Below are 13,002 nucleotides of genomic sequence, written 5' to 3'. Positions count from 1 at the left end.
CTTATTGGCTGGAAACGGAAGACGATTTGCCGGCGGCGTCAGCGCTCGAGGCCGGCGCGGCGGGGTAGAAAAACATCACCAGCGCCAGCACCAGATAGATCAGGTACGCACCGAGAGTGCTGACGGTCGGCGCATCCTGATACCCGAACATGCCGGCCAGCACCGAACCCAGCGGGCCGTCCATCGGCAGCGTCGCGCTGAAGTCGAACAGCACGGTTTGCAGGTGATTCCACACGCCGGCTTCATGCAGGGCTTGCACCGAATTGGCGAGGATCCCGGCGGCGACCACCAGAATGAACAACCCGGTCCACTTGAAGAACGCCGAGAGGTTCAGGCGCATGCTGCCGCTGTAGATCAGGAAGCCGACAACAATCGCCAGCACCAGGCCGAGCAGGGCACCGATCGGCGCGCCCGGGCCTTCGCTCTGCTGGAACACGGCGAGCAGGAAGAACACGGTTTCCAGGCCTTCGCGAGCCACGGCGAAGAACACCATGGCGATCAGCGCGATCACCTGATGCTTTGACGAGGTCAGGGCGTGATCGAGCGAGGCTTGCAGCGAATGCTTGATTGAGCGCGCAACCTTGCGCATCCAGAACACCATCGAGCTGAGAATACCCACCGCGACGAATCCGACAATGCCTTCGAACAACTCCTGCTGTTTCTGTGGGAATTCGGCGCTGACCAGCTCCAGACCGCCGCCGACCAGCAGCGCCAGCGCGGCGGCGAGGAAGACGCCGATCCACACTGCCGGCATCCACTGGCCACGACCGGTCTGTTGCAGGTAGCTGGCGATGATGCCAACGATCAGCGCGGCTTCAATGCCTTCGCGCAGCATGATCAGAAAGGGAACGAGCATTCGGTGTCCACTAAGTCATTCGAAGAAGTTACAAGTTGTAACATAATGACAACCATTCTCACATGACAATGATTGACATAAACCTGAACGCAAGCTGAACAACCTGTTTTTTGCCACGCACAAATCCCTGTGGGAGCGGGCTTGCTCGCGAAGGCGGCGCGTCAGTCGATAAGGATGTTGCTGACACATCGCCTTCGCGAGCAAGCCCGCTCCCACAGGGGATTCGTGCTGAATTCGCATCCTGCGTTAAGATGCCACTCACCCGAAAACAACAAGGTCTGCCTCGCTCCATGTCGGAAAAAGACACCATCGCCGTGCAACTGGTGCGTGAAGCGCTGCTGCAAAGTTGTGCCCCGGGCGTGGCCACGGATGAAGTCTTGAACAAGGTCGGGATTGCTCCGGCGCTGCTGCACAGCGAGCAAGGTCGGGTGCCTGCCTCGCAATACGCCAGACTCTGGCGCTTGCTGGCCCGGCGCGGCGATGACGAGTTCTTCGGCATGGATCCGCGTCGGCTAAAGTCCGGCAGCCTTGAGTTCCTTTGCCGCAGCGCCATGGCGCAACCGACGCTGGCCGCCGGCCTGGGCATGGGCCTGAATTTCCTCTCCTTGATGCTGGAAAAAATGCCCGCGCAATTGGCGCATCAGCAGAGCCTGGCGGAAATCGTCCTGCTCGAAGACGATCCCGAGCCGCGTCGGGCGTTTACCTATTTCACCTACTGGATGATCGTCCACGGCGTGGCCTGTTGGCTGGCGGGGCGGCGGATTCCGATTCTGGCGATCGAACTGCGCTGCGCCGAGCCGGACTTCTGCGACGACTACCGGGTGATGTTCTCGGAAAACCTGCGCTTCGAGCGTCCGCGTACGCGGATGATCTTTGCTGCTGACTGCCTCGACCTGCCGATCAAGCGTACGGCCGAAGAACTGAAACGCTTTCTGGCCCATGCGCCGGCGAACATTCTCGTCAAGTACCGCGACCCGGAAAGCCTCGCCAGCCGGATCAAACAGGACCTGCGGCAGCTACCCGCCGAACAGTGGCCGGAGACCGAGGCGCTGGCGCAACAGCTGTGCATGTCCGCCTCGACCCTGCGCCGGCGTTTGTCCGAGGAAGGGCAGACCTATCAGGGCCTCAAGGACAGCGTGCGCAAGGAGTTGGCGATCACCTGGCTGGCGGAGCCGTCGATCAGCTTCGTCGAGATCGCCACACGGCTGGGGTTTGCCGATGCGAGTTCGTTCTACAAGGCGTTTCGCAAGTGGTCGGGGTCCAATCCGGGGCATTACCGCACGCTGATCCTCAACGAAGCGGTCTGATCCGGACTGTTTGTAGCCTGATCAGGCCTCTTCGGGAGCAAGCCCCCTCCCACATTTGAAATGCATTTTTCCTGGTATTTGCAGCCTGCCTGGCTTACCCAGGTGGCCTTCCATTTGAAATGCATTCCTTCTGTGATTGCAGCCTCCCTTGCTTTTGTGGCTGATCCCTCATTGTGAAATGCAATTCCCTGTGGGAGGGGGCTTGCTCCCGAAGGCGTCAGTCCAGCCTGTACATCTCTCGAACCTTGGCCAAACCAGTCAGCCACTTTGATGGCTTTGACCATTGCCGCCTCAGCGCCGCAGCGCGACTATCCCTGTGTTGTTTACGGTTCCCAGCCTAATAAAAACACCGAGGGATTCTGGCAATGCGCGATTACTTGTCTGCCACTGAACAGTTCAACTATCAGCACACCGTGGACGCTGCGCTCAGCGGCACGCTGGAGGCGCTCAACGCCTGCGTCGAATGTTGCGACCGCCACGCCTTGCCGGGGCGCATTGCGTTGTTCTGGGAGGGCCGCGACGGCGCGAGTGCCACGTACACCTTCAGCGAGCTGCAAGACCAAGCCGCGCGTTTCGCCAATTTCCTTCTCGAACAAGGCGTGCAAAAGGGCGACAAGGTCGCCGGTCTGCTGCCACGCAACATCGAATTGCTCATCACCGTGTTCGCCACCTGGCGCATTGGTGCGGTGTATCAGCCGCTGTTCACCGCGTTCGGCCCCAAGGCCATCGAACATCGCCTGAACAGCTCCGGCGCCAAAGTAGTGGTCACCGACGCGGTCAACCGGCCGAAACTCGCTGAAGTCAGCGAATGCCCGACCATCGTCACCGTCGGCGGCGCCAAGGGCCAGGGCATCGTCCGTGGCGATTTCAGTTTCTGGGCCGAGCTGGCCAACTATTCCAATCTCTGCGAGCCGGTGCTGCTGAGCGGCGAAGACCCGTTCCTGCTGATGTTCACCTCGGGCACCACCGGCCCGTCGAAAGCGCTGTCGGTGCCGCTCAAGGCGATCGTCGCGTTCCAGAGCTACACCCGCGACGCGGTGGATCTGCGTCCCGAAGATTCGTTCTGGAACGTCGCCGATCCGGGCTGGGCCTACGGCATCTATTTCGGCGTCACCGGGCCGATGGCGATGGGGCATCCGATCACCTTTTACGATGGCCCGTTCACCCTCGAAAGCACCTGCCGGGTGATCAACAAATACGCCATCACCAACCTAACCGGTTCGCCAACCGCGTATCGTCTGTTGATTGCCGGCGGCAACGAGTTCGCCAAGTCGATCAAGGGCAAGCTGCGCATCGTCAGCAGCGCTGGCGAGCCGCTCAACCCGGAAGTGATCCGCTGGTTCGCCGACAATCTCGGCGTAGTCATTCACGACCATTACGGCCAGACCGAACTGGGCATGGTCCTGTGCAACCACCACGGTCTGCAGCACCCGATCCACCTCGGCGCCGCTGGTTTCGCCTCGCCGGGCCATCGCATCGTGGTGCTCGACGAGCACTACAACGAACTCGGTGTCGGCCAGCCGGGCATTCTCGCCATCGACCGCACCCAGTCGCCGATGTGCTGGTTCGGCGGCTACGAGGGCGTGCCGACCAAAGCCTTCGTCGGCGATTATTACCTCAGCGGCGATACCGTGGAGTGGAACCCGGACGGCAGCATCAGCTTCGTCGGGCGTAGTGATGACGTGATCACCACTTCCGGATATCGCGTCGGCCCGTTCGACGTCGAAAGCGCGCTGATCGAACACCCGGCGGTGGTCGAAGCCGCCGTGGTCGGCAAGCCGGATCCGGAGCGCACCGAACTGGTCAAGGCCTTCGTCGTGCTCAACCCGCAATACCGCGCCGAACCGGCGCTGGCCGAAGAGTTGCGGCAACACGTGCGCAAACGCTTGGCCGCGCATTCGTACCCGCGGGAAATCGAATTTGTCAGCGAATTGCCGAAAACCCCAAGCGGCAAATTGCAGCGCTTTATCTTGCGCAACCAGGAAATCGCCAAGGCTCAAGAGGCCGCGGCGCACAACGTTTCAGCTTGAATCAGGAAGTCAGTCATGCAGATCGAGAACAAGGTTTTTATCGTCACCGGCGGCGCCTCCGGCCTGGGCGCGGCCAGCGCTGAGTTGCTGGTCAGCGCCGGCGCCAAAGTGATGCTGGTGGACATGAACGCCGAAGCGGTAGCCGCTCAGGCCCAGCGCCTTGGCGCGCAAAGTGTGGTGGCCGATATCAGCAATGAAGCCGCTGCCGAAGCTGCGGTGCAGGCGACGCTCAAAGCCTTTGGCAGCCTCAACGGTCTGGTCAACTGCGCCGGCATCGTCCGTGGCGAGAAGATTCTCGGCAAGAACGGCCCGCATGCGCTGTCGAGTTTTGCCCAGGTGATCAACGTCAACCTGATCGGCAGCTTCAACATGCTGCGTCTGGCCGCGGCGGCCATCGCCGAGAGCGAGGCGAATGCCGATGGCGAGCGCGGGGTAATCATCAACACCGCTTCGGTCGCTGCGTTCGACGGCCAGATCGGCCAGGCCGCGTATTCCGCCTCCAAAGGCGCGATCGCCAGCCTGACCCTGCCGGCCGCCCGCGAACTGGCGCGCTTCGGCATCCGCGTGATGACCATCGCCCCGGGCATTTTCGAAACCCCGATGATGGCCGGCATGACCCCGGAAGTGCGCGAGTCGCTGGCCGCTGGCGTGCCGTTCCCGCCGCGTCTTGGCAAACCTGCCGAGTACGCCGCGCTGGTTCGGCATATCATCGAAAACAGCATGCTCAACGGTGAGGTGATCCGTCTCGACGGCGCCTTGCGCATGGCCGCCAAGTAAGGAGGATTTGTCATGACTATTGCCAACGATCCGATTGTTATCGTCAGCGCCGTCCGCACCCCGATGGGCGGTTTTCAGGGCGAACTGAAAAGCCTCACCGCGCCGCAACTCGGTGCTGCTGCGATCAAGGCCGCGGTTGAGCGCGCCGGGGTTGCCAGCGATGCGGTCGACGAAGTGTTGTTCGGTTGCGTATTGCCGGCCGGCCTCGGTCAGGCGCCGGCGCGGCAGGCAGCTTTGGGTGCCGGGCTGGATAAGTCGACGCGCTGCACCACGGTCAATAAGATGTGCGGCTCGGGCATGGAGACCACCATTCTCGCCCACGACATGCTGCTGGCCGGCAGCGCCGACGTGGTGATCGCCGGCGGCATGGAAAGCATGTCCAACTCGCCATACCTGCTCGACCGTGCTCGCGCCGGTTACCGCATGGGCCATGGCCGGGTGCTCGATTCGATGTTCCTCGACGGCCTCGAAGACGCCTACGACAAGGGCCGTCTGATGGGCACCTTCGCCGAAGACTGCGCCGAAACCAACGACTTCAGCCGCGAAGCCCAGGATGCGTTTGCCATCGCTTCGACCACTCGGGCCCAACAGGCGATCAAGGACGGCAGCTTCAAGGCCGAGATCGTGCCGCTGACCGTGACCGTCGGCAAAGAACAGGTGCTGATCTGCAACGACGAGCAGCCGCCGAAAGCCAAACTGGACAAAGTCGCCTCGCTGAAACCGGCGTTCCGCGAAGGCGGCACTGTAACGGCGGCCAACTCTAGCTCGATCTCCGACGGTGCGGCGGCACTGGTGCTGATGCGCCAGTCGCAAGCGCAGAAACTCGGGCTTAAACCGCTGGCGGTGATTCATGGTCACGCGGCATTTGCCGACACGCCGGGCCTGTTCCCGGTGGCACCGATTGGCGCGATCAAGAAGCTGGTGAAGAAGACCGGTTGGGCGTTGAACGAGGTCGATCTGTTCGAAATCAACGAAGCGTTCGCCGTGGTGGCGATGGCGGCGATGACCCACCTGGAAATTCCCCACGACAAGCTCAACGTGCACGGCGGCGCCTGCGCGCTGGGCCATCCGATCGGGGCCTCGGGCGCGCGGATTCTGGTGACCTTGCTCTCGGCCCTGCGCCAGAAAAACCTGAAACGCGGGATCGCGGCGATCTGCATCGGCGGCGGTGAAGCCACGGCGATGGCCGTGGAATGCGTTTATTGAAACAAACGCCAATCCGTGTGGGAGCGAGCCTGCTCGCGAAGGCGTCGTGTCAGTCAATGTTTGCTTAACTGACACACCGCTTTCGCGAGCAGGCTCGCTCCCACAGGGGTTCTGTGTGGTAACCCGGATTTAAGGATTCACCATGATTCCCAACGAAGACCAAACCCAGATCCGCGACATGGCCCGGCAGTTCGCCGAGGAACGGCTGAAACCGTTCGCCGCCGAGTGGGATCGCGAGCATCGTTTCCCCAAGGAAGCCATCGGCGAGATGGCCGAACTGGGCTTCTTCGGCATGCTCGTGCCGGAGCAGTGGGGCGGCTGTGACACCGGCTACCTGGCGTACGCCATGGCCCTGGAAGAAATCGCCGCCGGCGACGGCGCCTGCTCGACCATCATGAGCGTGCACAACTCGGTGGGCTGCGTGCCGATTCTCAAGTTCGGCAACGACGACCAGCGCGAACGCTTCCTCAAACCGTTGGCCAGCGGCGCCATGCTCGGCGCCTTCGCCTTGACCGAACCGCAGGCCGGTTCCGACGCCAGCAGCCTGAAAACCCGCGCACGGTTGGAAGGTGAGCACTACGTGCTGAACGGCTGCAAACAGTTCATCACTTCCGGGCAGAACGCCGGGATCGTGATTGTATTTGCGGTGACCGATCCGAGTGCCGGCAAGCGCGGCATCACGGCGTTCATCGTGCCCACCGATTCGCCCGGCTACAAAGTCGCACGGGTCGAAGACAAGCTCGGCCAGCACGCGTCGGACACCTGCCAGATTCTGTTTGAAGACGTCAAAGTGCCGGTCGCCAATCGCTTGGGTGAGGAGGGCGAAGGCTACAAAATCGCCCTGGCCAACCTCGAAGGCGGGCGGGTCGGCATCGCCTCGCAAGCGGTGGGCATGGCCCGCGCTGCGTTCGAAGCGGCCCGCGACTATGCACGTGAGCGCGACACTTTCGGAAAACCGATCATCGAGCACCAGGCGGTGGCCTTCCGTCTCGCCGACATGGCCACGCAGATCGCCGTCGCCCGGCAGATGGTGCATTACGCCGCGGCCCTGCGTGACAGCGGTCAGCCGGCGCTGGTCGAGGCTTCGATGGCGAAACTGTTCGCCTCGGAAATGGCCGAGAAGGTTTGCTCGATGGCGTTGCAGACGCTGGGCGGTTACGGTTATCTCAACGACTTCCCGCTGGAACGCATCTACCGCGACGTGCGCGTCTGCCAGATTTACGAAGGCACCAGCGACATTCAGCGCATGGTTATTTCGCGCAATCTCTGACAAGGAATCTTGCCCATGACTTACGAAACGATTCTGCTGGAAAACCACGGCCGCGTCGGCCTGATCACTCTCAACCGGCCGCAGGCGCTGAATGCCCTGAACGCGCAACTGGTCAGCGAAGTGAACCATGCCCTCGATGGTCTGGAAGCGGATGCGAACATCGGTTGCATCGTCATCACCGGTTCGAAGAAAGCCTTCGCCGCCGGCGCCGACATCAAGGAAATGGCCGAACTGACCTACCCGCAGATCTACATGGATGATCTGTTCAGCGACAGCGACCGTGTGGCCAACCGCCGTAAGCCGATCATTGCTGCGGTCAACGGCTTTGCCCTCGGTGGCGGCTGCGAACTGGCGCTGATGTGCGACTTCATCCTGGCCGGTGACAACGCCAAATTCGGTCAGCCGGAAATCAACCTCGGCGTGCTCCCGGGCATGGGCGGCACCCAGCGCCTGACCCGCGCCGTGGGCAAAGCCAAGGCCATGGAAATGTGCCTCAGCGGGCGGATGATCGATGCGGTGGAAGCCGAACGCTGCGGCATCGTTGCGCGGATCGTGCCGAGTGATGAGCTGCTCGACGAGGCGCTGAAAGTCGCCGCGGTGATCGCCAGTAAATCGCTACCGATTGCGATGATGGTCAAGGAAAGCGTCAACCGTGCCTTTGAGGTCAACCTGACCGAAGGCGTGCGCTTCGAGCGCCGGGTGTTCCATGCGGCGTTTGCCACGCAGGATCAGAAGGAAGGCATGGCGGCGTTTGTGGCCAAGCGTGCGCCGGAATTTCAGGGCAAATAATGCGCTGAGCTGACTGACGCCTTCGCGAGCAAGCCCGCTCCCACACTGGATCTGCGTCGTACACAAATCCAGTGTGGGAGCGGGCTTGCTCGCGAAGCTTTTGAGGCAACATCAATAGATCGCAGCCTTCGGCAGCTCCTACACAGTTTTCCTGTAGGAGCTGCCGAAGGCTGCGATCTTTTGCTTTTACAGTTGGTAGTTCTTCAGCTCCCGCGCAATCACCATCCGCTGAATCTCGCTCGATCCCTCGTAGATCTGGGTAATCCGCGCATCGCGGTAGTACTTCTCGACCGGATAGTCCTCCAGATACCCATACCCGCCATGAATCTGAATCGCCGAGGAGCAGACCTTTTCGGCCATTTCCGAGGCGAACAGTTTGGCCTGTGAGGCCTCCGACAGGCACGGTTTGCCCGCCGTGCGCAGGCGCGCCGCGTGCAGGATCATCAAGCGCGCCGCGTTGATTTGCATGTGCATGTCGGCCAGCAGGTTGGCGATGCTCTGGTGTTCGTTGATCGGCTTGCCGAACTGGATGCGATCGCGGGAATACACCAGCGCCGCTTCAAACGCGGCCCGGGCGATGCCCAAGGCTTGCGCGGCGATGCCGATGCGGCCGCCTTCGAGGTTGGACAGGGCAATCGCCAGACCCTTGCCGCGCTCGCCGAGCAGATTGGCCTCGGGAATGCTGCAGTTGTTCAGGGTCACCGCGCAGGTGTCGGAGGCGCGGATGCCCATTTTGTGTTCGGTGCGATCGACGATGAAACCCGCAGTATCGGTGGGCACCAGGAACGCGGAAATGCCTTTCTTGCCCAGATCCGGATCGGTCACCGCAAACACGATCGCCAGTTTCGCCCGTTTGCCATTGCTGACGAATTGCTTGGCGCCGTTGATCACCCACTGGCCGTCGCGCAGTTCGGCGCGGGTGCGCAGGTTGTGCGCTTCGGAGCCGGCCTGCGGTTCGGTGAGGCAGAAGCAGCCAATCGTCTGGCCACTGGCGAGATCCGCCAGCCAGGTCTTTTTCTGTTCTTCGCTGCCGTAATTCAATACCGGCCCGCAGCCCACCGAGTTGTGGATGCTCATGAACGCACCGGTGGCGCCGTCGCCGGCAGAAATCTCTTCCACCGCCAGCGCATAGGCCACGTAATCGACATAAGTGCCGCCCCATTCCTCGGGCACCACCATGCCGAGCAAACCGAGTTCGCCCATCTTCGCCACCAGCGCGTCGTCGATCCAGCCGGCCTTTTCCCAGGCTTGCGCATGCGGTGCGATTTCGCCACGGGCGAAGTCCCGGGCCATGTCGCGGATCATCACTTGTTCTTCAGTCAGTTCGAGATCGTGCATGGCTCAGCTCCCGCTCTCAGTAAAACCGTGGAAGAAACTCGCGACATGCCCGGCGTCCAGCGCAGCAAGGGTCGGCGGGTTCCAGCGTGGTGTCTTGTCTTTGTCGATCAGCAGGGCGCGCACGCCCTCGATCAGGTCGCCGCGTTCGAACCACTGGCGATCCAGATGCAGTTCGAGGGCGAAACAGTGTTCCAGGCTCAGGTGCCGACCGCGACGGAGCATTTCCAGGGTCACGGCCATCGCCAGTGGCGAGCGGGTCTCCAGCAGGTCAGCGGTGGTGGTCGCCCACTCATGGCTGTCGGCGACGGTGACCGCGCGCAGTTGCTCGACGATGCTCGGCACGTCCGGCAGGGCGAAGAAGTGGTCGATGGCCGGGCGCAGTTTCTCCAGCGGTGCATCGGCCAGGGTTTGCACGCCGTTTTTCGCCAGCAGGCCCTGCAGATCCTTGAGCGGCGTGTCGCGCCATTCCAGGTGATCGAGTTGTTCGTCGAGGCTCGACAGTTTGCTGCTGTCGACAAACCAGTCCGCGAGCCCGCAGTACAACGCATCGGCCGCACGAATCTGCACGCCGCTGACGCCCAGATAGATCCCCAGTTCACCGGGAATCCGCGAGAGGAAATAGCTGCCGCCGACATCGGGGAAATAACCGATCGCCACTTCCGGCATCGCCAGCCGACTCTTTTCGGTGACCACCCGCAAATCCGCACCTTGCACCAGGCCCATGCCGCCGCCGAGGACGAAACCGTCCATCAAGGCCAGCACCGGTTTGCGGTAATGATGAAGCGTCAGGTCGAGGGCGTATTCCTCGACGAAGAAATCTTCGTGCAGCGTGTCGCTGCTTTTGAAGCTGTCGTACAGCGAACGAATGTCGCCACCGGCGCAGAACGCCTTTTCACCGGCACCGCGCAGCACCACGGCGTGCACGCTGGCGTCAGTCGCCCAGGCATCGAGTTGCTGCTGCAACTGACGAACCATGTCGAGGGTGATGGCGTTGAGACCGGCGGGGCGGTTGAGGGTCAGGTGACCGATGTGATTGCGAACCTCGGCCAGCACTTCGTCTGGCGTGGCATCCATGGACGGCGTCCGCGGGGATGAAGCCTGAGCAGTCATCACTAACTCCCTGCTTTTATTGTCTTTATTCGAGAAGCTCGCGCGCGAGCGTTGACGGATCGTAACAGTGCAAATTTGCCGTGTACAACCGGGATATGTGCAGGGGGAGTTTGCGTTTTTGCCTTAAGAAAAAATCGCTATCTGCGGGTGTAGGAGCTGCCGAAGGCTGCGATCTTTTGATCTTGAAAGATCGCAGCCTCGTTGCACTCGACAGCTCCTACAGGGAGCGTGGGATGTCAGGAGAAGACTTCGCCGATGCTGCGGCGTTTGGCGTGCAGTTCGCTGGCGTGGATCAGTTGTTCGAGGTCTTCGGGAGTGACGTCGATGAACGCTTCCATGTCGGCCAGTGCCAGTTTCAAATCCTCAGCGGTAATTGCCTGGCTATCGACCGGTGCCAGTGCCGGTGCTGGCTCGGCCGGGCGCTTGGGGTAGCGGATGCGCGTCAGGTTGTTGTAGGCCAGCGCGCTGAGCAGCATGCACGCGGCGGCGAGCATCACCGGTTCCATGGCTTTCCAGTCCATGGCGATGGTGGCCGGATCGGCCAGCACCAGCGTCAGCGCCAAGGCGCCGGCCGGTGGATGCAGGCAACGCAGCCAACACATCAGGATCAGTGCCATGCCCGCCGCCAGGCAGGCGCTGCCGAGGGTTCGGCCGAGGACGTGGGCCACCAGCAGCGCGACCACGCTGGCGCACAGGTAGCCGCCGATGATCGACCAGGGTTGCGCGAGGGCGCCCGATGAGACGGCAAACAGCAACACCGCTGAAGCGCCCAACGGCCCGATCAGGTGATACGCGACCTCAATGCCGAACACCTGACTGCACACCCAGACGCTGAACAAAGTGCCCAGCGCCATGCCGATCGCGGCGCGGCTCCATTCGGTGGGGCGGGTGTTGATGGCGGCGGGCAACCAGCGAGCGAGCATGTGAATCGGGTCCTTGCAGTAAATTCGGGGCAAAAAAAAGGACTTGTCCGTTTCGGAAAGTCCTCGAAGCGTTCCAACTATTGGGGGAGGAACGCGCACAGTGTGCCGTGCAAAGTCGATGCTGACAAATTCATATAAATGCTGCTTCAGTGCATTATTTTTGAGTTGTCGCCACGCGGCGTCCGCTGACAAAACACAAATACCCACCCAGCCCCGCCAGAGCGCTCAAGGCGTAGAACATGCTCGGCGCCGGCGTGTGCATCAGCAGAAACCCGCACATCACCGGACTCAGCGCACCGCCCAGTGCCGCGAGATTCTGTGCGCCGTAGTAACTGCCGCGCAGCTCTTCGGGAGCGAGGGTGTCGACGAAGAGGAAATCCGCCGGGTAAATGATCATCTCGCCGAGGGTGAAGATGAACATCGCCACGCACCAGCCGACCAGACTGTCGGCCAGGCTAAAGCCGATCAGGCCGACGATGAACAACGTGGTGCCGCCGGCAATCCAGAACCGCAGGTGCTCACGCTTGAGGAAGCGCCCGATCTGGTATTGCAGCAGGATCACCGTGATCGCGTTGCAGGCGAGCAGGGCGGCCATGGTGTCGAGGGTCTGCTCCTGCGTGTGGGTCACCAGCAGATACTGCGACAGGTACAGGGTGAAGCGCCCGTGAACCAGGGTGCTGAGCAAGCAACCGAGGGTGAACAGGATCATCGTGCGGTCGTTTTTCAGAATGATCAGGGTGTTCAGGAAACTCTGCGGGGGGCTAGCCTGCGACTCCGGACTGGCCTCGCGGGACACGCCCAGCAGCAGAAAAACGCTGCCAGCGGCAATCAGCCCCGCGACGATAAACGGCGCTGAAGGCTGAACCCCGGCAATCACCACGCCGATCATCGGGCCGACGGCGTAGCCAATATTGGTCAGCGTGTAGTTCAGCGAAAACGCCTTGACCCGCTGGCCGACCGGCAGGTTTTCACTGAGCATCGCTTTGGAACAGATCAGGAACAGCGCCGACGCCGTTTCACTGATGATCAGCACCAGCGTGACCAGGTACAGATTCTGCGCGAAGGTCAGCAGCATCAGGCCGACACCGCTGGAAAGCATGGTCAGGATCAATAGTTGGCGCTTGTCGAGTCGATCGATGATGTAGCCGCCGTACAGCGACAACAGCGTGGCACTGAACACGGCGATGCCCAACAGCAGACCGACGTCCTGCGGGTTGAGGCCCAGTTTGTTGCTGAGAAACAAGGTCAGCAGCGGGCTGATCAGGGCACGGCTGATGACGATGCTCAGCGAGGTGATCATCAGTCGGCGGATCAGGCGGGAGTAGGTGGCCACGGCAGTGCAAATGTCCTTATTTTTATGATGAGAAACCTTGTGGGAGCGAGCCTGCTCGCGAAT

At 61.7% G+C, this 13,002-nt stretch carries 11 protein-coding genes; 6 read left to right on the top strand and 5 right to left on the bottom strand.

The window, feature by feature from the left end:
• Position 1 precedes the first annotated feature (1 nt).
• The gene (efeU, locus tag CRO59_RS21795) at positions 2 to 856 is read right to left on the bottom strand and encodes an iron uptake transporter permease EfeU (protein WP_097089708.1); all 855 of its coding nucleotides are present in this window, start codon (positions 854 to 856) and stop codon (positions 2 to 4) included.
• Positions 857 to 1,146: 290 nt separating this feature from the next.
• Here efeU and CRO59_RS21790 point away from each other — a divergent pair, with 290 nt between their 5' ends.
• The 6 genes from CRO59_RS21790 to CRO59_RS21765 all read left to right on the top strand — a co-directional run bounded on the left by CRO59_RS21790 (position 1,147) and on the right by CRO59_RS21765 (position 8,235).
• Entirely contained in the window at positions 1,147 to 2,163 is a 1,017-nt protein-coding gene (locus tag CRO59_RS21790; protein WP_097089709.1) for an AraC family transcriptional regulator, read from the top strand.
• A gap of 365 nt (positions 2,164 to 2,528) precedes the next feature.
• Positions 2,529 to 4,193, top strand: a complete 1,665-nt coding sequence (locus tag CRO59_RS21785) for an AMP-binding protein (protein ID WP_097089711.1) — start codon at positions 2,529 to 2,531, stop codon at positions 4,191 to 4,193.
• Positions 4,194 to 4,208: 15 nt separating this feature from the next.
• Positions 4,209 to 4,970, top strand: coding sequence for an SDR family NAD(P)-dependent oxidoreductase (locus CRO59_RS21780; RefSeq protein ID WP_097089713.1), 762 nt, complete (start codon positions 4,209 to 4,211; stop codon positions 4,968 to 4,970).
• Positions 4,971 to 4,982: 12 nt separating this feature from the next.
• Positions 4,983 to 6,176, top strand: coding sequence for an acetyl-CoA C-acyltransferase (locus CRO59_RS21775; RefSeq protein WP_097089715.1), 1,194 nt, complete (start codon positions 4,983 to 4,985; stop codon positions 6,174 to 6,176).
• Between the two features lie 142 nt (positions 6,177 to 6,318).
• Entirely contained in the window at positions 6,319 to 7,446 is a 1,128-nt protein-coding gene (locus CRO59_RS21770) for an acyl-CoA dehydrogenase (RefSeq protein ID WP_096796065.1), read from the top strand.
• Between the two features lie 15 nt (positions 7,447 to 7,461).
• Positions 7,462 to 8,235, top strand: coding sequence for an enoyl-CoA hydratase (locus CRO59_RS21765; RefSeq protein WP_097089717.1), 774 nt, complete (start codon positions 7,462 to 7,464; stop codon positions 8,233 to 8,235).
• A 186-nt stretch (positions 8,236 to 8,421) separates the two neighbouring features.
• Here the strand turns inward: CRO59_RS21765 and CRO59_RS21760 are convergent, their stop codons facing one another.
• The 4 genes from CRO59_RS21760 to CRO59_RS21745 form a co-directional block, all read right to left on the bottom strand.
• Positions 8,422 to 9,573, bottom strand: a complete 1,152-nt coding sequence (locus CRO59_RS21760) for an acyl-CoA dehydrogenase family protein (protein ID WP_007969526.1) — start codon at positions 9,571 to 9,573, stop codon at positions 8,422 to 8,424.
• Between the two features lie 3 nt (positions 9,574 to 9,576).
• Positions 9,577 to 10,683, bottom strand: coding sequence for an enoyl-CoA hydratase/isomerase family protein (locus tag CRO59_RS21755; protein WP_097089718.1), 1,107 nt, complete (start codon positions 10,681 to 10,683; stop codon positions 9,577 to 9,579).
• A 236-nt stretch (positions 10,684 to 10,919) separates the two neighbouring features.
• The gene (locus CRO59_RS21750) at positions 10,920 to 11,606 is read right to left on the bottom strand and encodes an HPP family protein (protein ID WP_097089720.1); all 687 of its coding nucleotides are present in this window, start codon (positions 11,604 to 11,606) and stop codon (positions 10,920 to 10,922) included.
• A gap of 154 nt (positions 11,607 to 11,760) precedes the next feature.
• Complete coding sequence (locus CRO59_RS21745; RefSeq protein WP_097089722.1) at positions 11,761 to 12,939, bottom strand: MFS transporter; 1,179 nt, start codon at positions 12,937 to 12,939, stop codon at positions 11,761 to 11,763.
• Positions 12,940 to 13,002: the final 63 nt, after the last annotated feature.

This window comes from Pseudomonas sp. LAMO17WK12:I5, assembly GCF_900215165.1.
Taxonomy (GTDB): domain Bacteria; phylum Pseudomonadota; class Gammaproteobacteria; order Pseudomonadales; family Pseudomonadaceae; genus Aquipseudomonas; species Aquipseudomonas putida_A.
This window is presented reverse-complemented; position numbering and strand designations above follow the sequence as displayed.